General features: G+C 52.1%; 19 protein-coding genes. 5 read left to right on the forward strand and 14 right to left on the reverse strand.

Annotated elements, in window-relative coordinates; genetic code table 11:
• Positions 1-31: 31 nt before the first annotated feature.
• Entirely contained in the window at positions 32-2599 is a 2568-nt protein-coding gene (gene hrpB / locus EYC87_RS07155) for an ATP-dependent helicase HrpB (protein ID WP_279252273.1), read from the reverse strand.
• Positions 2600-2881: 282 nt separating this feature from the next.
• Between hrpB and EYC87_RS07160 the strand changes: the two genes are divergently transcribed.
• Positions 2882-4081 carry an alpha/beta hydrolase family protein gene (locus EYC87_RS07160; RefSeq protein ID WP_279252274.1) on the forward strand — a complete coding sequence of 400 codons (1200 nt, stop codon included), beginning with the start codon at positions 2882-2884 and terminating at the stop codon, positions 4079-4081.
• A gap of 478 nt (positions 4082-4559) precedes the next feature.
• On the opposite strand, the gene EYC87_RS07165 is transcribed toward EYC87_RS07160, so the two are convergent.
• The gene (locus EYC87_RS07165) at positions 4560-4895 is read right to left on the reverse strand and encodes a putative quinol monooxygenase (protein ID WP_279252275.1); all 336 of its coding nucleotides are present in this window, start codon (positions 4893-4895) and stop codon (positions 4560-4562) included.
• Between the two features lie 92 nt (positions 4896-4987).
• Positions 4988-5269: a hypothetical protein gene (locus tag EYC87_RS07170; RefSeq protein WP_279252276.1), complete on the reverse strand. Its 282-nt coding sequence runs from the start codon at positions 5267-5269 to the stop codon at positions 4988-4990.
• A 255-nt stretch (positions 5270-5524) separates the two neighbouring features.
• Here EYC87_RS07170 and EYC87_RS07175 point away from each other — a divergent pair, with 255 nt between their 5' ends.
• Positions 5525-6424 (forward strand): lysophospholipid acyltransferase family protein, encoded by a 900-nt coding sequence (locus EYC87_RS07175; RefSeq protein ID WP_279252277.1) that lies wholly within the window; start codon positions 5525-5527, stop codon positions 6422-6424.
• Between the two features lie 15 nt (positions 6425-6439).
• Here the strand turns inward: EYC87_RS07175 and EYC87_RS07180 are convergent, their stop codons facing one another.
• On the reverse strand, positions 6440-7807 hold the full coding sequence (locus EYC87_RS07180) for an MATE family efflux transporter (protein ID WP_279252278.1): 1368 nt from the start codon (positions 7805-7807) through the stop codon (positions 6440-6442).
• 116 nt (positions 7808-7923) lie between these two features.
• Between EYC87_RS07180 and EYC87_RS07185 the strand changes: the two genes are divergently transcribed.
• A complete protein-coding gene (locus tag EYC87_RS07185) occupies positions 7924-8847 on the forward strand; it encodes an alpha/beta hydrolase (RefSeq protein WP_279252279.1) in 924 nt (307 codons plus the stop codon).
• Here the strand turns inward: EYC87_RS07185 and EYC87_RS07190 are convergent.
• A complete protein-coding gene (locus EYC87_RS07190; RefSeq protein ID WP_279252280.1) occupies positions 8844-10238 on the reverse strand; it encodes a M20/M25/M40 family metallo-hydrolase in 1395 nt (464 codons plus the stop codon). The two genes, EYC87_RS07185 and EYC87_RS07190, sit on opposite strands and share 4 nt — an antisense overlap.
• Before the next feature lie 111 nt (positions 10239-10349).
• Here EYC87_RS07190 and EYC87_RS07195 point away from each other — a divergent pair, with 111 nt between their 5' ends.
• Together EYC87_RS07195 and EYC87_RS07200 are read left to right on the forward strand one after the other, a co-directional pair.
• A complete protein-coding gene (locus EYC87_RS07195; RefSeq protein WP_479723012.1) occupies positions 10350-11225 on the forward strand; it encodes a helix-turn-helix transcriptional regulator in 876 nt (291 codons plus the stop codon).
• Between the two features lie 4 nt (positions 11226-11229).
• Positions 11230-11589, forward strand: coding sequence for a YkvA family protein (locus tag EYC87_RS07200; RefSeq protein ID WP_279252282.1), 360 nt, complete (start codon positions 11230-11232; stop codon positions 11587-11589).
• 56 nt (positions 11590-11645) lie between these two features.
• On the opposite strand, the gene EYC87_RS07205 is transcribed toward EYC87_RS07200, so the two are convergent.
• The 9 genes from EYC87_RS07205 to EYC87_RS07245 all read right to left on the reverse strand — a co-directional run bounded on the left by EYC87_RS07205 (position 11646) and on the right by EYC87_RS07245 (position 21499).
• Complete coding sequence (locus EYC87_RS07205; RefSeq protein ID WP_279252283.1) at positions 11646-12467, reverse strand: Rossmann-fold NAD(P)-binding domain-containing protein; 822 nt, start codon at positions 12465-12467, stop codon at positions 11646-11648.
• A 101-nt stretch (positions 12468-12568) separates the two neighbouring features.
• Entirely contained in the window at positions 12569-13321 is a 753-nt protein-coding gene (locus EYC87_RS07210) for an ABC transporter permease (RefSeq protein WP_279252284.1), read from the reverse strand.
• An 88-nt stretch (positions 13322-13409) separates the two neighbouring features.
• Positions 13410-15704, reverse strand: a complete 2295-nt coding sequence (locus tag EYC87_RS07215; RefSeq protein WP_279252285.1) for a TonB-dependent receptor — start codon at positions 15702-15704, stop codon at positions 13410-13412.
• Positions 15705-15961: 257 nt separating this feature from the next.
• Positions 15962-17068, reverse strand: a complete 1107-nt coding sequence (locus EYC87_RS07220; RefSeq protein WP_279252286.1) for a mandelate racemase/muconate lactonizing enzyme family protein — start codon at positions 17066-17068, stop codon at positions 15962-15964.
• Between the two features lie 64 nt (positions 17069-17132).
• Positions 17133-17894 (reverse strand): SDR family NAD(P)-dependent oxidoreductase, encoded by a 762-nt coding sequence (locus tag EYC87_RS07225; RefSeq protein WP_279252287.1) that lies wholly within the window; start codon positions 17892-17894, stop codon positions 17133-17135.
• An 18-nt stretch (positions 17895-17912) separates the two neighbouring features.
• Complete coding sequence (locus EYC87_RS07230) at positions 17913-18674, reverse strand: SDR family NAD(P)-dependent oxidoreductase (protein WP_279252288.1); 762 nt, start codon at positions 18672-18674, stop codon at positions 17913-17915.
• Positions 18664-19509 (reverse strand): fumarylacetoacetate hydrolase family protein, encoded by an 846-nt coding sequence (locus EYC87_RS07235; RefSeq protein ID WP_279252289.1) that lies wholly within the window; start codon positions 19507-19509, stop codon positions 18664-18666. Before EYC87_RS07235 ends, EYC87_RS07230 begins: the two co-directional genes overlap by 11 nt.
• Positions 19506-20477 carry an NAD-dependent epimerase/dehydratase family protein gene (locus EYC87_RS07240; protein WP_279252290.1) on the reverse strand — a complete coding sequence of 324 codons (972 nt, stop codon included), beginning with the start codon at positions 20475-20477 and terminating at the stop codon, positions 19506-19508. Before EYC87_RS07240 ends, EYC87_RS07235 begins: the two co-directional genes overlap by 4 nt.
• The gene (locus EYC87_RS07245) at positions 20474-21499 is read right to left on the reverse strand and encodes a hypothetical protein (protein ID WP_279252291.1); all 1026 of its coding nucleotides are present in this window, start codon (positions 21497-21499) and stop codon (positions 20474-20476) included. Before EYC87_RS07245 ends, EYC87_RS07240 begins: the two co-directional genes overlap by 4 nt.
• Positions 21500-21543: the final 44 nt, after the last annotated feature.

The following is a 21543-nucleotide window of genomic DNA, read 5'->3' on the forward strand; positions in this document are numbered from 1 at the left end:
GTTAGCTAGCCTGTGGCCTGGAGTGGACTTCTCAGGCCTGCCCCAGGCGTTTTTTAGTGTGGCGCGTAGCGTTGGCCCCGAGCGGGTCGTCCGGCCAGGGGTGCTTGGGGTAGCGACCCTTCATTTCTTTTTTGACATCCTGGTAACTGCTTCTCCAGAAACCCGCCAGATCCTGGGTGACTTGCAAAGGGCGCTTGGCCGGCGATAAGAGATGAACCTGGAGTGCTACCTTCCCTCCCACGATAGTCGGAGTTTCCTCGCAACCGAACATTTCCTGCAACTTCACTGCCAGTACCGGGGGGCGCTGAGCATAGTCTATTGCGATACTCGAACCGGACGGCACCACCATGCGTTCAGGCGCCAGACGCTCAAGCTCCAGAGGCAATGGCCACGGCAACAGTGCGTGTAAAATCGCCTTCAAATCCAGTTTCTGAAAGTCCTCTAAGCGAGCAACCTGCCCAAGATACGGCAACAACCAATGTTCCAGGGAATCCAGCAAGCCCTGATCAGAAAGATCTGGCCAGGTCTTGTCTCCTTCAGCAGCGCAAACCTCATTCATCAGGCGTACACGATCACGCCATTGTTGCAAAGGCTTGCTCCAGGGCAGAACCTGCAATCCTTTTCTTTGCACCACACCGAGCAAAGCCCTACTGCGGGCTTCCTCGGTGACAGTGTCCAAGGGCTCAACAGATACTTCGATCTGGCCGCACAGTGTTCTGCATTGGGCGATGAAACGCTCCAATCGATTGTCCCAATCTACCAGTTCCTGCTGATGCAGCAACGGCGACAAAATGTCATCGAAACAGGCGGGATTGAGAGCCGTTGCACTATAGATTCGATCGCTACTTTGACCAGAGTGGCCACCGGTATCGGCTACAGCCAACCATCGCTGCTTGGCCAGATGATCATCGCCTTGCAGGCTAGCACTGCGTCCATTGCTCAACTGGTACTCGCAATCACTTGTGTCCCGGCGCCTGGCAATACGATCAGGATAGGCGCTGGCTACCAAAACCCCCATCACATCGGCAGAATCTATAGCAATCGACAAGCGCCTGGGCTTGTGAACATCACTGGCGATACGCGCAAAGCGCCTGGCTTGCTGCCAAATACGCCGAAACCAACCCTGAGCTTCAGAAGGGCAGCGCTGCTCGCCCATCAGCACGGCCACGGTATGGGCGATGTCTACACCAACCGCTGACAAAGGATTACGCTCAGACAGTGCAGCCGCCAGCAGGCAGGCTGTTTCAGTAGCGTGAATATCGCAACCGACGAGCAGCATATGAGCCAGCCTGGGGTGCAAAGGCATTTGCGCCAAGCGAACGCCGTGCGGCGTTAATTGCGGCTTGGCAGCCTCGCTGTAGAAAAGCGCACCGCACTTTTCCAGTACATTGAGAGACTGTTCCCACGCTGCCAATGGGGGTGAATCCAACCAATCGAGTTCTACGGGATCACTCACGCCCCACGCCAGCAGTTGTAATGCAAGGGGCGCCAGGTCTGCTTGTTGAATTTCTGCGTCGCCATGAGCAACCAAGCGACCATGTTGCTCCTCGGACCAGAGCCTATAGCATTGCCCGGGGCCCAGACGACCCGCCCTACCCTGGCGCTGTTCCGCCGAGGCACGGGATATACGCCTGGTAGCCAGACGAGTCATCCCGGTTCCGGGATCAAACAAGGCCTCACGCTGCAGTCCTGAATCGACCACAGAGTTGATGCCTTCAATGGTTAGGCTGGTTTCCGCCACATTGGTGGCGAGCACCACCTTGCGGTAACCGGCAGGCGCGGGATCAATCGCCCGCTGCTGCTTATCCATGTTCAAACTACCGTAAAGTGGAGCCAAAAGAACATCGGCATGCGCCCCCGCCTTTAGCGTTTTTTCTAAATCTCTGCCCACAGCATTGATTTCACGCTGACCCGGCAGGAACACCAATACACTGCCAGGCTGCTCATTGAGTGCTTTGAGCACTAATTGGACGATGGCTGGCGCCAGTGGCTCCCTTATCTTATGGGCAGTGCCAAAATGACTTTGCACTGGATGCTGACGACCCGCAGACGTGATTAGCGGCGCACCGCCCAACAGTTGTGAAACATCATCACCGTCAAGGGTTGCAGACATCACCAGCAGACGCAGGGGGCTGCTTTCGCGAAAAAGTTCTCGCCCCTGAAGGCACAGGGCCAGGCAAAGGTCTGAATCAAGGCTGCGTTCATGGAACTCATCAAAAATGACAAGACCAACATCCTCCAGACCGGGATCGGCCTGTAATCGGCGAGTTAGAATACCTTCCGTAATGACTTCGATTCGAGTTTTTTCGCTGGTTTTACTTTCCAACCGAATGCTATAACCCACCGTCTCGCCCAGCTTTTCACCGAGCATCCGGGCCATGCGAGTTGCGCAGGCTCTGGCGGCCATGCGCCGGGGCTCGAGCATGACAATTTTGCGCCCTTCGAGCCAGGGTTCGTTAAGGAGAGCCAGCGGCACCAAAGTGGTCTTACCAGCCCCAGGCGGTGCTTGCAGTACCGCCTCGGAGGCGTCTGAGAGTGCATCTTTCAGCGCAGGAAGTACGTCTGATACTGGTAAATTATGAAAATCATCAACTGCCATGCCGCCATCTTAACCAAGGCTGGGAGCGCACGCCATGAAAACCAGACTGGCACTTTATTCCCTGGGGTATTGAAGCGTCAGCTGCCGTTTGATTCTGCGCCCAACAGTGCCTGCCTCTCCGCTAGTTGCATGACACAGGTAGTCCAGGACCCGACATAAGCCGCCTTTACAAAAGTCTAAGAAATTGTCCAGCCCGATAAAGAATTCAATTCATTGCGGCAAAAAAATCGATATTCCGACTATACTCGCATCGATATCAACATGCAGAGCACAGGCGAACTAATGAAACAAAAACTAATGACTGGCAAATTATGCTTGGCTATGGTGCTGATGAGTTTTATAGCAACCGGGGTCAATGCAGGCACTAATAATGGTTCCCCATTTTACTTTCCGTCGGAGCCCGGGCCGTATGCCGTCGGGTATGAAACTTATCAAATATCTGATAGCGAGCGTGACGGGCGTACCCTGTTGCTGGATGTGTGGTATCCGGTGCGGCGAGTCGATACGAAAGATGCAGCGGACGCAGCATACTTTTTTGTACCTGAGTCATTTGGAGTGGATCCACTGCCGGCGCGCTTTGCCAAAGTCGATGTACCAATAGCACCGCGCAACGTTAAGAACCTGATCGTCTTCTCCCATGGCAATAACAGCTTCAGTGCGCAATCCATTGCGCTGACGGAAACATTGGCCAGTCACGGTTATGTCGTCGTAGCACCGAACCACACTGGAAATACAGTGTTTGATCCGACAGACCCTTTTGAGGTCGCGGCAGTGAATCGGGTAGGCGACATGGGATTTGTGATAGATCACATCATGGCGCGAAATGCGGATGAGCAAGATTCATTCTTTCAGCAAATCAACCCTGACAATGTTGGCGTTACAGGCCATAGCTTTGGGGGCTTTACGACAGTCGGCGCAGCTGTCGGCTACGAAGGTATTCAAGGAGATCCCAGAATAAGTGCTATCGCGCCGGTTTCAGGCGTCATTCAAAATATATTTACGCCAGAGCAGTTGGCTACTATCGATATACCGGTCTTGTTATTGGGCGGCACAGATGACCAGGTGGTGCCGATAGAGGGTAATGACTATGCCTATAAAAACCTGGTTGGTGAGAAGTCGGTCCATCAGGTTAATCTGATTGGCGCCAATCATGAGCAGTTTGCGGTACTGTGTGACCTTGGTGATTCTTTAATAAACAGTGGCGTGGCTTTCGAGGATTGGTCAACGGATTTTCTGGGCTCTCTCCTCTTGCCCCGCTATACACGCGTATGTCTGGAAGCTTTGCTCGAGTATGAGACGGTTGAACGCCTGCAGAACCAGTATGTCGTATCCTTCTTTCGTCGCTATTTACCGATTAGCGGCAGCTTCTGGAAGTCTGAGCCCTATGGAATGTTTCTCTTCCCCGACTGGAAACGGCAAGACAAACCAGATTCTAAAGCCTGGAGAAAATCAGGGAGGGACCCCTCAGACCTATGGTACTAGCCCTCAAATTTATGCGAAAACGCCCTCTTTTTTGAGGGCGTTTTTTGTCTCAAGTAGCAGACTTTCGGCTTGACTGGACGTTTAAACAAGTGGCAGAAAAATTTACACACTTTTACTAAAAGCATTGACACTGCGTAAACAATCGTTGGCTACAGTATCTCGGGCAAGTCGCAAGTGTCCATAGCACGCTCGGCTAGCAGGCTACCCGGCTTCCCAATAAATTCGGCTAGCCTAAGCCCCGCTGAAGGGGGGTCTTCAGCGGGGCTTTTTTTGTGCAGTCGAAACACAGCCTGAATATTGAAAGCCTTGATGCACATATCCAAACGCCAGAGCTTCCAACAGAGACGCGCCGACTGCACCGACTACGCCAGTATCGCCACTGCTTCAAGCTTCTTTACGCCAATGACATTGCTGTTGGGCAAAAAAAGCATGTTGCTCAAATATTGACCGCCCGGGTCTTGGGTCTGGGCTAAATGCATTATTTGAAGAACAAGGTCTTCTTTTCAAAATCAGGCCCATAAACTGGCTCATTCCTGTCAGTCAAATAAGCGCGATTGACGCTTTCAACAAAACCTACCTGAGATGAGATTTCCAGCATTGCGTGATAGTTGTCATGCTCAAAGTGCGCCACTAAAGATGCGCTATCCTCCCAAAGTTCATAAACCTGAACTGCTAACGGATCGCATGGATCTGCGGAAAAGCAATAGGCATGACATCCAGGCTCATTATCGCGCGTTGCTTGCTGAACTGGCGTTGATAACGAGACCATGCGATCCCGCTCTTTTTGAGAGGTGAAAGTAAGTTTTGCTGCCACTATGATCATTCAATACCTCAAGGGATATTTCAACCTCGAATGCCCGAGTGTGGCCAGCATACGAAAAACTACAAGCATGCAGCAAACTATGGCTATGAATTTAGCCACTCAATAGCATTTTGCTCGTTTCGGAACACTCGAGATTCGGACTTGCCCTCTTCTTCTCGATACACTTCAAACTGCCGCATCTGACCAAAACTTAAATCATCTACAACATATATTGCCAGCTTATTGGGCTTAATAAATTTTGTTTTCCCATGAGCTGCCATGGCGTTGATCTGACCCGTTGTAAACTTAATCTTAACTTCGCTCATATCCCATAACCGTTTTTCAAAGGGATAAGATTCAGCGACTTCGTTAATAATTAATTTCACTTGGTCAGACGACTGGATTAATAGATATCGACAGCTTTGTGATTGGGAAACTCTCCCGCCAAAAATCGATAATTAAAGTCAAACCAACGGATAGGCTCATTCTCATTAATCGCAGATTGGGACATACAAATGAACAAAATAAGTGAAAAACTCCGCATTCTGTGATCTCAGAACCCTCAGTCTTCTAATTCTAGAGCAATATGCAAAGGGTAAGTAGCCCTGCAAGCCACAATGACTATAATGGCGTGCTCTTAAGTGACGAAGACACACGCCATGGCAATGTTCGACAAAGACAACCAACCGCTAGGTGAGACAGAGGCGCTGGAGCGTCACATCCAGCGAGCGCTAGCTACCGATGAGCCGCAGGGTCTGCACCTGGAGCTCAGCTATCGCATTATCAAGGCCATTTTTAACCCGGTGGTCATGGGCACTGAAAACCTACCGGAAAAACCCTGCCTGTTCGTGGGCAATCACTCTCTGTTTGCACTAGATGGATGGGTTCTTGGGCCGGTATTCATGCGCGAACTTAACCGCTTCCCACGAGGTTTGGGTGACAAATTTTTATTTAGCAATGACAAAGTTAGCAAAGTCGTCATGGCTGCGGGCGGCGTAATGGGCCACCCGGAAGTGTGCGCCGCCATGATGGAGGATGGCCAGGACTTGTTGGTATTTCCAGGGGGAGCTCACGAGGCGGTTAAACCCACTCGCGATATGTACGAACTGCAATGGAAGGAACGCTATGGTTTCGTCAAATTAGCGGCGAGACATGGCTACACCATTATGCCGGTTGGCCTTGTTGGTCCGGACGAATTTTACGGTCATCTTATGGAAGGGGAAGACATACCTGACTCGCGGATAGGCCAGCTTTTGCAACGCCTGGGCGTACTGAATGAAGACACTCGTTCAGACATACTACCGCCTATTCCCTTGGGCGCACTTGGCTCCCTGTTTCCTAAACCTCAGCGTTGCTATATCGGACTGGGTGAACCTGTAGACCTGTCCCATTACAAAGGCAAAACCCCTACCAAAAAACAACAGCAGAAAATTCGAGACCAGGTGGCTGAACAGATAGAGATTCAACTGGCTGAGTTACTATTCACTCGCGCTCAAAATCGAGGACGTGACGGGTTCCTGCGGCGCCTGTTAACGATCTAGTGCCTATGCCTGTATTTAATCCTGCATAACCCGAGCTAATCGCTCTGGTTGGCGCCACCGGCCGCGATATAAACGCGTGGCATAACATACGGCGAGACTCAAAAGCATAATGACAAACACCCACCACGACACCAGGGGATCCATATCCCATTGCACGATGACAAAGTACTGAAGTATCAACATAAACCAGTGCAGCGAAGTAGACGTGAACATTATCCAGCGAGTGTCGCCAGCCCCCCGCAACACACCGCCCGATATCAAAATGATTGCATCGGCCAGCATGTAGGTAACGAGCCCCAGCATCATGGTCGATGCCAGAGTACTAATTTCAGTGAAGTACTCATCTCCCGTCGAAAATACCTCGACCAGTTCCGTCCGAAAGATCAAAAACAGCAGAGCGAGGATGCTGGAATAGCCAAGAGAGAGTATCAGTCCTGAGGAAATCACCTGATTAGCGCGCTGCATATCCCCAGCGCCTACAAAGCGGCCAATCAACGTCATCACGCCGATATTGAGGCCCATCATCGGCACAAAGGACAACATGTCCCAGTTAAATACAATTGACATCGCTGCGCCTTGTACCACACCGTAGCCCTGAAACATCAGCAGAAAAACATTGAACGTCGCGGTATTCATAAAGCTTTCTAACGCAGAGGGCCCACCCAGCCGAAGGTAACGTCGCATTACGCTGCGGTCAAAAACCCATGATTCCCCCACAGAAAACTGTAAACGATGAGCTCGGGCCAGGTAGAAAAAAAGAAACAATAATATGGTAACAAACTGTGCGGCGACGGTGCCCAATGCCGCCCCGATAATCCCCAGTTCGGGCAGACCGGAGTGGCCAAAAATGAGCATCCAGCTGAGGGGGATATTGAGACAAACGCCGCATACGTCTACCGCCATCACCACCCGGGTACGACCAATACCGACGAAGTAGGATGCTAAACATGCCTTTAACAGGTGAAAGAAACTGCCTCCCATTAGCGTATAAAAGTAAACTTGCTCCAGCGGAACCTGTTTAGGATCGTGCCCCAGATGAGGAAAGATCTGCCCTACTGAATAACCGATAATTGCTAGCAAGGGTAATGCGCTGGTGGCAATTATCACACCCTGGGTCACAACCTTCGGGCAGCGCGACATCATACCGGCGCCGTAGTACTGCGCCACCATCGCGTTACCGTAACTGATTAGTCCAATGAACAATGACATACAAAAAAAGGACGCCACGCCGCCACCCATGGCCGCCGCGATGTGCACCGAATCAATCTGTGACATAAACCAGCGATCTGTGAACACCATGAACGCGAAGGCACCCTGGGAAATCACCATGGGTATGGACAGACGGAGTAGTTCCCGTAGCGTTGTTAAAGAGAGGTAGTGCACAATACAGACTTTATAAACTTTAAAAGGAGTAGAGACGCATTATACTGAGGCAGACCTGATAGTCTGCTTGTTCTCTGCCTCGGTCTAGCAAATACTTTGTCATTTATCGAATACCTATGAAAAAGCTGTTCCTTACCTGCGCCATCATCTTTGCAATCATCACCTGGCTCCTGCTGTATTTCATACCTAATGAGATGCGCTTTCTCCCGCCCTACCCCATCACTGAGACACCGGCGTCCGTGGGATTGGATTTTGAATCTTTCACCCTGACAACAGTCAATGAGAAGCTCACGCTAGAGGGCTGGTGGATGCCCGCTCGCACACCCCGCGCGAATCTTGTGTTTATCCACGGTGGGGGATCCAACCGCCACAGTGATTTTTTCAAGTCTCTGGAGTTTTATGCAGCAATGGTTGCCCAAGGAATCTCCGTAGCGGTAGTTGATCTGCGCAACCATGGAGATTCCCAGAGTGACGACAAAGGTTTGCAGTTTGGACGCACAGAAATGAGGGATGCGCTGGCCTTGATCGACTGGACACGAGAAAAAGCACCCGACATACCGCTTTATGCAATGGGCATATCTATGGGTGGCGCGACCCTAATTCACGCTGCGAATAGCGGCGTGTCGGTAGATGGATTAATACTGCTAGACCCCGTGCTGGACACTGCAGACGTTATTGCTCAAAGCGCTTGGGTAGAGACAGGAATTCCACCCGCACTGTTCAAAGCTTCTGCCTGGGCTGCAGCGGCCTGGCATGGCATGCCGGGCGGTGACCAACAAGCCGGCGCTATTGCGGCTCGACTGCGTCAGCCAATCTTATTAATTCAGGATCCAGGCGACCCGGTCACACGAGCGGTTTATGCTCGAGAACTCGCCGCAGAAAACCCGGCAATCCAATATTGGGAAGCGCCGCCGGCGAGCAAAGAAGCTGCACCAGAATTGGAATGGCGGGGCCGCTGGGGCAGCCACGTCACGGGATATATACTTTTCCCAGACCTGGTGTTAGAGCAAATTTTTGCCTTCATGGCATTGCCACCTTAACGATAGCTATCCTCAGAATTTGCCGCCAGGTAGATAAAAGATGTCCAGGCAGCAACGTTTTGAGCCAGATCCTGAGGATCAATTTTGTCCAGAGTATCGTTGGGAGTGTGATGCAGGTCAAAATAATCCCAGCCATTTTGCTCCAAGCCAACCACAGGGACACCCGCTTCTCGTAAATACTTCATATCAGGACCGCCAGTGGCCGCGTTGCTACCTGGCCCAGCGCCCATTGAGCGCACCACACTGCCCAGTGCTTGCGCTACCTGCACTTTGTCTTCGACAACTCCGGTATTAAATCGCCAAATACGCCCGGCACCAAAATCGGACTCAGACGCCACAATATGATTAGCCAACTCGTTCGCGTAAGCCTCTGCATAAGCCTTACCACCGACCACGCCTACCTCTTCGGCACCAAATAAAACCACTCTAATGGTGCGGCGCGGGCCATTTGGCATTGCGTCCATGACCGCCTTTGCAGCTGCCATCACGATGCCCACGCCTGCGCCATCATCCACAGCACCTGTGCCCAGATCCCAGGAATCCAGGTGTGCCCCGATTAATACGATTTCATCCGGTGCTTCTCGACCTGGAATCTCGGCAATGACATTGCCAGAGACTCCCGCGGGTCGTCGCTCTGGCGTCAACACCAACCGCAACCTAAGAGACGAGTGCGCTGCAAGAATACGTTGCAGCTGATCGGCGTCAGGCGCTGATATTGCCGCGGCGGGCACGCCCTGCGGCTCACCCACTTCCGTTACGCGGCGCATTTGGCCAGTATGGGCAAAACGATGACTGCTGGTACCCACAGAACGAATCAACGCCGCAAGGGCACCCTTTTCTTCTGCAATATAGGCCGCTTGGCGACGTTTGGCTGCAGCGACACTGTAACCGGAGCCATCCTGAGTTCTGGTCATGACTTCATCAACCAAAATAATTTTTCCCTTTACTATTTCGGCGGGCGCAGTGGCCAGGGCGTTAAGCGAAGGAAAGGACGCTAGTTCACCTTCCACTCCATCTGGCCCCGTAGAAATACTGCCCCCCAGCGCAGTAACGACCAGCGGCTGCGGGTAAGGTGCAGTTATTTGCGCCCACTCCACACCTCGCTCCCATACCGGCAGGGCAAAGGTTTCCACGCGTACATTGGCAAAACCCATGGACTCAAACTTTGCCACCGCCCAGTTTCTGGCTCGTTCCTCGGCCTCGGTACCCGCTAACCGGGGCCCCACCTCAGTAGTGAGAGACTCAACAATGGAATATCCAAGATTGCTTTGCTCAGCTTGGCTCGCGAGCAGAGCCGCACGCGCCTCAAGCTGAGGGCTAATCGTTTGGGCAAGTGCTTGCAGGCTAAGGAGAAGTGTCAGCGCCGGGGTCAAAAGTTTGTGGCGAAACAATGGAAGTACCTCCGTAAAATATAAAGTTTACCCTCAAGACGTCGGCCACGACATGTACACTTCCGATACAGGCCGTCATATACTGGGTCATCGTTTTATATAGGCATGATCATGAGCGGGAATACCCAACCCAAATGGCCCTTTCGCTGGGACTTACTGCTACGTTACCGATATATCGAAACTATTGCTCTATGGGAAGGCAGGCTCACTACCCGCCACCTGTGCGATACCTTTGGTATTGGGCGTCAACAGGCCAGCAAAGATATCAACAATTACCTCCGTGAAGTAGGAATAGGCAACCTGGAGTACGATAAGTACCTGAAAGGCTATAAACCAACCGGCCAATTCCAGCCCCAGGTCACCCAGGGCCTTGCAGACGAATACCTGCACCTGATGGCGCGCAATAACGAGCTAATGAACGTGTTTGAATCACTGGCCCTAAACGTCAGTAACGCAGAAGTTCTGAGCCATCCCGTGCGCGACGTTAAGCCAGATGTGCTCAGGCCCATCATGCAGGCTGCAAGGCAACAGAAACGACTGGACTGCGATTATGTGTCACTCAACCATCCGGACCGGGAGGGTCGCATCATCGTTCCTCATACCCTTGTTTACACCGGACTGCGATGGCACGTACGTGCCTGGTGCGAAAAAAACCAGGAATACAGGGACTTCGTGCTGAGTCGCTTCAGGGACATACCCGACATCATGGACGAATCTGAGCATGGCGCCGCTGATGACACTGAATACAATACAGAAGTTACTATCCGCATCACGCCGGACCCCCGGCTCACGCCTGCGCAGCAAGAAGTGATAGAAATTGACTACGGGATGCAAGGCGGCGCCCTGTGCATCACCACCCGTGGCAAACTCGTCTCCTATGCGCTTAAGCTATTACACGTAAATCCCCGCGAGCAACTTGCAGACCCCATGGCGCAGCAAATCATCGTAGCCAATCGGGATGAACTTGAACCTTGGCTATTTGGGTGAACTGATGAGCGCTCAAAATGAATATGAAGAAGCATTCAGCGAAAACGGATTTTGGGACAAACTCAAGCGCTACGCCAAGGCCGCCGGTCGCGAGGTAGTAGAAAAAGCATTGCTGCTGTATTACGCCATGCAGGAGGAAAAGGCGCCCGCCTGGGCCAAAGCGACTATCGCGGGTGCTCTGGGCTATTTTATTGTGCCAATAGATGCCATTGCCGACTTCACCCCTGCGGTGGGCTATGCCGACGACCTCGGCGTGCTAGCGCTTGCCCTGGCCGCCGTCGCTACCTACATCAACGATGATGTGAGGGGCAAAACCGCAGATAAATTGCATGCATGGTTCGGGGAAGACAGCTCGAGCGACTGAGATAAAGGCAAAGTGACGTTATAGTTTTGAGGTTTTACTCGCTGGGAACTGCCGATCTATATTCCCTGATAGCTTCGATATGCCGCCGCATATTCAATGGCATCTTTGTTATCGATCAACGCGCCGTTGGGCAACTCGTCGGAGCGTGCACTGATCTCAAACATGGCCCGACCAAGATCGACGCCGGTGATGACCAGGTAGCCAGGCTGCAGCAGCCGCTCGAGCAGATACGTCGCAAAATTTGCGTTTTCTTCGGTCGGTCGTATCCAGGCGGACCGATGACCAAAAGTTCTCAAGCCAGTACCTTTTGCCATTTCAGCCACTCTGCGCTCGGCACTGCCCTTGTCTTTTGCCCATTGCGCATCCTCCTCTTCACCGGTTCCCATCCCTGTCACATAGTGGAAACTCATGGGCGCTTCCGTTCGCACAGACAACCATTCGGTAACGAAAGCAATCGGAAAATCTACGTGAATCTTTCGATATAACTCAGGATCCATGCCGATAGAAGTTGTACCGAGGCCCCACATCACTGTATTGACCTGAGCAAGAATATCGCTCATTTGACTGTAGTCGGTGAAGTCCTCGAGCATTATTACCTCTACCCGACCTGAAGCTTGCCCCTGTTCCAGCCTCGACGACAGCCGTCGGGTTACTGCGTAAATTTGCTTAACCTCGGTATCAATCATTGCCGCTTTAAGCAACGCGTCGCCAACCGAACCTGTCCCACCAAACACCATGACGACCTCGTTGGCATTGGCGTTTCTTTTCGCAGCTTCCGCAGGTGTGTGTTTTCCCAGGGTTAATGCACCCCAAATATTGAAACCGATAACCAACAGTACAAGGCAGCCAGCTATACTTAATAGGATCTTTTTAACCATCTTCTCGATTCCAAATCATTCTAAAAAACGTAAACGCAACTCACTCCGCTAACTATACTGCTTCCACGGTTTTCTTTCAGCAGGCTCCCCATCTGGTGCCATCAGCGGTTTACCGCGGTCGAGTCATTGACGAGCGCTAACTGTGTTGCCAGGACTTTTGCCTTGCAAAGAACTAAGAATACAGCTGTCGATATGCCTGCCGAAGCAAAAATCATACACATCACCATGATCTGATAGCGCGACGCCACCGGTGGCGAGACACCAGAGAGAATCTGCCCCGTCATCATTCCCGGCAGTGAGACCAGCCCAACGGCCAGCAACGAATTAATCACCGGTATCATTGCCGCATGATAGGCTTTAATTCGAGCCTCTTCCCAGGCAACCTGGTGTCCCAGCTCACTGTAAAGCCGTTCCGCTGCCAGACTCACCGCGGTCATGGCATTGGCAAAGACCATACCTGCCAACGGGACCAGGTATTGCGGTAAATACCAAGGCTCAATCTGTAACGCCACCTGAGTAATCAGGAGTAAGGTCAGGCCGCCGCCCAGCAACATCGACAAAAATGCCGCTTGCAGCAGGTGACGTCTATGCTCGCTCACTGTACCCACGGCAATCCAAGTTGCCGAACACAGCATAATAGACAACACCATGAGGATAAGCAGTCCGTTGTTCGCTTGAAATATCCACGCCAGTACGTAGCCGATCGCCATCAACTGGATCACCATACGACCCAATGCATACGTTGCTCTACCAACGCCATAAGACCAACGCAGCAAGATCGCCAAAGTAATAACAACGGGAATAAAGGTGAGCGCCAGCTGCTCTAGCGATAATGTAATGACGGGGTTTTCCATGTCCACATCCATTCGGGCAATACGGGAAGTTACGCTACACGCGAGGCCCCAGACAATTAAGATGGGAGGGGCAGTACTCTCTCAATGTTTACCAACGATACCTTAGCTCCATACCGTAGGTGCGTTCCGCCAATTTACTGTAACGATGAAAGTAGCCGTTGGGAACAAAAGCCGCGTTCATGCCAAAAATGAAGCTGGGGTAGAACTCGTCAGTTAAATTCTTTACAAAAAATGCGGCCTCCCAGCTGTCGCTGTGGCTTTGCAGCGAAACGCCAGCATCTAATAGGGTATAGGCGTCGCCAAGCGTATTCTCGTCCTGGTGCAGTCCAAATTGCACCTCGTCTTGATAGCGAACCGACCCGTTGAATATGACATTAAAGAAGCCATCACGCTGCCAGGTGTAAGATGCCGCTAAATTAAGCTTCAAGTCAGGAGAAAAAGGCAGATCGCCCCCTCCCAGGTCTTGCAGACCATCCGGACATTCACCACGAAATTTCTGGCCGTCACTGCAAACGCCTGCGGGATAGTCATCTATCTTGGCATCAATAATCGCCAGACCTCCCGAGATGCGCAAATTCTCACTTAACTGAGCCAACAGGTCCAATTCCAGGCCTTGTGTGCTTACCTTACCGGCGTTGATCAGCAAGAAGCCACCCGGGTCATCATCGGGGTCGCACCCCGGGTTATCATCAGGGCAGTCTGGAATGCCATCGGGATCGAAATATGCTTGTGACTGAAAGTCTTTGTAAACCGCATCAAACAGCGCCAGATTGAGTTGTAGTCGGCCATCCCACAGCCTTGTTTTAAGACCCAGCTCCCAGGATTCCGATGTCTCGGGCTCTATCCGCTCCAGGTCAATCGGGTCGGTACCGAAGGTAAGATCGAAAGCGGGCCCCTTATAGCCCTCTGTATAGCTCAGATAGGTCATACCGTTATCACTGTAATCCCACTGCAACGCGAGCTTGCCTGAGAGATCGTCCTCGTCTGTATCCTGCCCCGACAGAGGCACAGGTTCAGGCACACCGACCGGAAAACCCTCCCGCACGCGTTCAAACTCGAAGTCTAATTCATCCTCGGTGTAGCGTGCGCCAAAAATGAAGCGCCAGCTATCGCTGAATTGCCACGTCGCCTCACCAAAAGCAGCCCAGTTCGATGTATCAGCCTCAAAAGTCGCAATTCCCTCGCCAGGCAATCCGGGAACAATTTCAAATGAGCGGGTGAATTGTCGCTCGACGGTTTGATCGAAATAAAACAAACCGACAACGTAGTTGAAAGACGCGTTTGCTGGTGACGCCAGCCGCAGTTCCTGGGTAAACTGATTCTGTTCTGATTGCCCGACCTGTGCAAAACCGAGAAGTGTGATTGGCTGCCCATCGACATCGCCATCACTTTTGCCATCGATCTCAAATCCCCGGGCAGCTGTAATTGAAGTCAATGAATACTCGCCAATGTCCCAATTAATCTCCAGCGAATGTCCCCACTGACTGTTCTCGGTGGCCGGAATTGAGTTGATGTTCACTTCTTCGTTTTCGTCGCTGGGAACAATCGGGGCAATTCTGTCTAGAACCTCTTGTACGTCACTCTCATTGCCGCCGTAAGGCTCGATTGAGCGCATAGGAGAAACTGAACAGTCACATTTTGCATCGTAATAGTCGCTGGCCCATTTTAGACTCAGGTTGTCAGTGGCGTCCCAACGCAACTTGCCACGAACGCTCCAGTCTTTGCTGCCATTGTAATAGTCGCCGTCATAATAATTTTTAGTATAGCCATCGACATCTGAACCCGATGCCGTCAGCCTAAAACCCAATGTGTCTGTTAGGGGTCCTGATATCGTCGCACCTGCTCGATACTCATCACCGCTAAGCACCGAACCCATCACTTCTCCAGAAAACTCATCTGTCGGATCCTGGGTGATTAAATGCACGACACCTCCAGTGGAATTCTTACCAAAAAGAGTACCTTGAGGCCCGCGCAACACCTCTACTCTCTCAATATCCAGCAAGCGCATAAATGCCTGGCCAGAGCGACCCATAACAACTCCGTCCAACATGGTGGAGACACTGGGCTCTACAGCAGTGCTAAATGATTGTGTTCCTATACCTCTGATATTGAACGAGGTCTGGCGAACATTGGATCCTTTCTGCAAGTTCAGCGAGGGTACTAGTTGGGTCAGGTCCTCTGATGAAACGATCTGGGCTTCTCGCAAAACATCTTCGCTAAGCGCGGTAACCGCAACCGAGACGTCTTGAAGATTTTGCTCACGCTTGGTAGCAGTGACTATAACTTCTTCGAGCGCCAGAGAAGATTCCTGAGCGTTTACGCCTCCCACTTGCGCCAGCACAATGGCTAAACCGGGCATGGTCAGTGCTATCGAGTGCTTCATGGTTCACAACTCCTCACTAATTGTTATTTTATGTCCTGATTCTACCCAAATATTTGCTTATCTCAACAATCCACTTACCTCACGCTAACCCAGACCGCTGAATCTGGATGAAACAAGAGGACACACTAACATCAACCGTTGCGCGTTCACCCGAGAAAATTAATCTAAGGGGTGTCTATCGGCAGGCTATTTTCATAGTCATGAACCGCGACAGTCTGTTCAGATTAAAGGGCATTGATAGGATTAAAACGGCCGATTCAGCCATAGCTGGCTACCGGTTGAGTAAATAAACTTTCATCTGGCCTGACACCCAGCCCTGGGCCCGAGGGCAATGGTATATGCCCGTCTACGATCCGAATTCCGTTTTCAGAATCATAATGACCTTCTATGAAAGGTTGGGCCAGCCAGACCCCCTCCAACAAATTTGGCTTAATCGTTGCACCGATATGGGTACAGGCGGCCGCAATAATATCTCCCCCCCAGGCATCGTCGCAGGTATGGGGCAAACTGCGCGCTTCACAAATATCCCTGAACGTCGCCATCGCGTGCAAACCACCAATACGAGTGACTTTCATCCCAAATCCGTCGACCACCCGTTGCTCAATCAGTCGCAGCACTGTGTTGATATCCACCCCACTCTCGTCAGCATAGACAGGGTGATTGAGTTGCGGTCTGACCGCCACCATTTCCTCGATGGTATTGCATGGCTGTTCGATGACAAAAGGAATATCTCGACACGCCTGACTCACCAGGATCGCATCCCGGGCAGTCCACCCTCGATTAGCATCCACGGCAAGGCGCATACCTTTGCCCACTGTCTCCCAAACCCTGTGGATGACTTCGATGTCCATCTCTACCGGCCGACCACCCACCTTAACCTGCATTCTAAGAAAGCCCTCTGCCATTTTATCCGCCGCAATTCTTGCGATCTCTTCTGGCGAACCCACACCCGAAGAGTAATAAGAGGGCACAGACTCTGTTACCGCACCGCCCAGAAGATCGGCAACGCGCATACCCGTGTGTTTTCCCAGTAAGTCGTATATTGCGATATCAACTGCAGCCTTGGCGTAACGATGTCCGTTCAAACGCTCGTCCATAACACGCCGAACCGAAAGTGGCGTGAGTCCACTCGCGCCTAACAAGCCCGGCGCAATTTCACACAACGCCGCCCTTGCACCGGCGCCGTGACTAGGTGCATAAGTAGGTCCCACGGGACACGTCTCTCCCCAGCCAACCAAACCGTTATCTGAGACAAGTTTCACAATAGTGGTATTAAGCGAGTGGACCAGGGCTTTCGCCATGACAAACGGACCATTCTTCACGGGGAGTTCATGATCGTATATGTGTATCTCTGCAATCTTCATCAATAGAACCTTATTTGTCGAAAAAAATGCCTATTAAGTAACGACGCGGTAAAACCCTCCCTCTTTATGCCGCAGTATAACCACCGTCCAGGGCAAGCACCGTACCAGTCATGTGAGGTTCACTCGCCAAAAACAGTACTGCCCGAGCGACATCTTGCGGAGTTGCCAACTGCCCGATTGGGATTTGAGCAAGATTCTCTTTTTGAACCTGCTCACGACTGACTCCGATTGCATGCATGGCATAGAGCATGGGCGAGTCAATTGCCCCGGGCGCAACAGCGTTTACCGAAATTTTGCGCAGAGCGAGCTCCAGAGCCATTGCTCGGGTCAACTGGTTAACAGCCCCTTTGCCAGCGCAATAGGCAGCCAACCCAGCAACCCCAACCTGCCCACAGGTCGACGAAATGTTGATGATTGCGCTTCCTTCTGGCATCTGTCTGGCAGCTGCTCGACTGAGGTAAAACACCGAATCAACGTTAACTGCCATAACTTCACGCCACTGGTCGTCAGTTGTGTTTATGGCATCGCTGCGCACTATCGCTCCTGCGTTGTTTACCAGAATATCCACCGGTTGATTGAACGCTTGTGTCGCAAATTTAAAGGCTTCGCCCGCAAAGGCAGACTGGCAGATGTCCCCCGCCAAATGATTGAGGTGCACGCCGCTCATTTTTGCGAGCTTCCTGGAGGCTATTTGCAGGCGCGCACTGTCACGCCCCACCAGAAATACGTTCGCGCCTTCGCTGGCGAACAAGCTGGCACATTCATAACCAACCCCGCCAGAGGCGCCGGTAATCATCACAAGTTTTTTTGCAACCGTCTTAGACACTGAACCGGATACTCCCGTCTACTGCAATTCGGGAAGTGGTAACTTGGACAAGCGCCCACCGTCCACTACCAGCGTCTGCCCACTCACAAACGCTGCCGCACCGCTAGCCAACCAGAACACAGCTTCGGCAATGTCAGTCACCTGGCCTAAACGACCCACTGGATGCAGCGATTTGATTTGACTCTCCAGTTGGCTTCTATTCGGATGACCGGACAATAACGCATCATTGAATGGCGTATTTATCCAACCTGGCGAGACTGCATTGCAGCGAATTCCATGCTCGCCGTATTCCAGCGCAGTATTATGCGTGAAGGCAGTAATAGCCCCCTTCGATGCCGCATACGCCGCATGCAACGGATTAGCGCCCAGCGCTTCGATAGAGGCAATATTAACTATCGCCGGATCGATAACACCTTCACATGTCATAGGTTTAAGAGCATGTTTAGTGGTCAGAAAGGCACCTTTTACGTTGACGTTCATCACCCTCTCCCACTGCTCTTCCGACATTTCCTGTATCGGAACTTCTACACTCACTCCTGCATTATTGATCAGCACGTCCAGGCGTCCGTGCCTTTGAACCACGTTTTCCATCAGCGCAACAACCTGTGCCTCACTGGTGATATCTGTCTGCATAAGCTCGATGCGATCATCCTCAGGTGGTAAACGATCTGCGGACACTACCGCTGCACCACTTTCAGCAAAGCGCTGAGCGATAGCCAAACCTATATTCTGCGAGCCGCCAGTCACCACCACCACTCGAGTGGGACTATTAACCGGCATAACTTTTCACCACTGAGCGCTGCGCACCCAGTTTTTCGATACGCGCTTCCATCACGTCACCCGGCTTGAGATAGAGCTGGGGATTCATACCGAAGCCTACACCGGCTGGTGTCCCGGTCATCAGTACGTCACCCGGCATCCAGCTGAGGTAATCGGAGATACGCGAGATAAGTTCGGCTATCGAGAAAACCATATCGGATGTATTGCTCGACTGCATACGATCGCCATTTACTGTCATCGAGATCGCCAGACTATTGGGATCGCCAACCTCATCACGAGTCACTAACCAGGGGCCAAGTGGCTTCAAGGTATCGGCGCTTTTGCCCTTGGTCCACTGGGTGCCTCGCTCTAGCTGAAACACCCGCTCAGACACATCGTTGGAGACGCAAAATCCGGCGACGTGACTCAATGCATCTTCAACCTGTATGTAGCTGCCTCCTTTGCCAATAACCACGGCCAATTCTGCTTCCCAGTCTAACTGGGTTCCACCTCGCGGTATGATCACATCGTCCATTGGACCATTAATCGCCGTTGGTGATGTCAGCATGAACATAGGGTCTGCAGGCAGCTCCAGGCCCGCCTCTGCCGCATGTTTTCCATAGGTCAGCGCACAACCTACAATCTTGCCCACGCGGCCCACAGGCGCTCCCAATCTGACCTCTCCACTCACTGGCGGGAAATCCTGCAGGCAACGTTGCACGCAAGCCAGACTCTCATCACCCAGCGTATCGCCCGTCCAAAGCTCGATCTTCTCGCTCACGTCCCGCAACCTGCCTTTAGGGTCGATGACGCCGGCTCTCTCTTTAGATTTCTCACCAAAATGAACAAGCTTCATCCCGTTTTCCCCATAGTACGTTCAAGAAGTTCGGGCAAATCGGTACCCCTCGCCTGCGCAGCTTCAAAACAAGCCAGCGTGTCGCCTATTCCCTGTTTCAGTGGTCTGCAGGGCGCAACGTTCAAATAGGCATTGAGTTGTCCGTCATCTGGCGTTGCAGGGAACGGCAGTGGCTCTTTGGAGTGAGTCAGCTCCGCATCCGCAATACAAGCCCTAATCAAATCCAGTAACTCATTAATATCGGCTGGGGTTCCGTTAAGATCAAAGACCGGAGCGCCCTCTCCTTTTCGGCCCACCGCAGCAATGAAGCGAATTGCCGCATCTTCTGCGTGTACATAGCTCACTTCTCCACCGAAGGAAATGTGATACGGCCGCCCGCATTGGGCTGCCAACATTGCGACGGTGGGCGCCGAACTCATTCCCTGGTCACGCCCCGGCCCGTAAATAATGGCTGGACGAATTCCCACGCTGGGTACTTGCCAATCATCCCAGTACACAGACGCCATCTGCTCTGCGCACACCTTATGAGCACCGTAAAGCGTCGAGAGCCACGAGCTATCTCCCATTGCTGGAGCAGCGATGGAGCTGGCATAGGCAAGGCGCTTGATACCGGTCTGCCTGGCGCACTCCAGAATATGTGTAGAGCCCATGACATTAATCGCGGCACTTTTGACCGGGTCGGCTTTACAGAAGGGGACCTGCAAAGCGGCAAGATGAATGATCGCAGTGACATCGTAGCAGTCTACCGTTCGCAGTAGTTGGTCGTAGTCGGTAATGTCACCTATTTCCCAGATGACCTTGTCAGCATCGGGCATTATGAAGTCAAGCCGCTCACGATTGTCTGTAATATCAAACACAACAGGTATCGCATCCATGTCGCGCAACAGTTTGACTGCCCACGCACCGATACATCCTGCTGCGCCGGTTAACAACACTTTACGACCCGCCAGTTCCGGAATTGAATTCATGACCTAGGTTCCTTTAGCGACGCCCGTAAACTGTTTAAAGGTTCCAGCGCATCTCCGATGAGTCGATGCAGAGTTCCTCTATCATCTGCGATTGAAATAGAATCGAGCAGCGCATTGAGCCTGGCGGCAGCTCTCCATATTTCGCGCCGTGCCAGCTCAGCCTCCAGCCCAGGGTCAGTCCACTCCAACATATTAATAGAGTTTGTGGCATCCCGACTTGAAGCTGGCAACACTTCAAAAGAAGGAATCAAGGTGACCCGCTCAGCTTTTTCCAACAGCCGGCACGCGCGATGAAAAATCATATTACCCTGCTGCAGAAACCCATAGCCCGCGCCAGGGAAAGCGACTGTTGTTACTCGCTCTGCCGGTAACTCAGAATCGCGACCCTCTTCGCCACGTATGCCCAACAAAGACTGCCCTTCTTGCTTGGTTCCTTGAAATACCTGAAATTCGCCACCCTTAATCACCGCCGGATCAGAAATCATCATAACCATATCGAAGGCGACAGAATCGACGTGCCATGTATCGACCGCTTGGGCAATGTCTTCAGGAGCGTAGTTAATGCCGCAGGCTACAGCGGGCACCGAATGTCGCCCCAACTGCACACCCGCTATGCTGCCCAGGTGTTCGGCCAGATCAACACTGTCACAGAAATCGCGGATGAAGCGCGAGCGGTACCCTGCCCCCCGGGCAAAACAACCCAACCGTGATTTCCCGGTGCCACCACTGTCATTCCGATTGAAGTATATCTGCGCGCAGATATCTTCCATTATCGACAAACCTTCATCAGACAGGATTCTAAAGGGCGCACTAAAACCAAACGCAGAAGGGCACTGGGAAACTGACTCCACACTATAACCAAGCCCCTCTAGATGCGTAACCTCCTGGGGAAGTTCAAGGGCCAGGTGCCTACCCGGATTGAACTCGGGTTCGTCGACAAGCGGCAGGTACCCTACCGGTGTCTCGCCGGGAAACGGCAGCACAGCACCCATGGGTGCATCAGCACTTTTTTGATTGGCCATACTGGCATCCTCCGCATGATTGCGTCGCGAGCTTCAATACGAGC

Origin of the sequence: Candidatus Seongchinamella marina, assembly GCF_026262685.1 — a bacterium.
In the GTDB taxonomy this organism is placed as follows: domain Bacteria; phylum Pseudomonadota; class Gammaproteobacteria; order Pseudomonadales; family Halieaceae; genus Halioglobus; species Halioglobus marinus.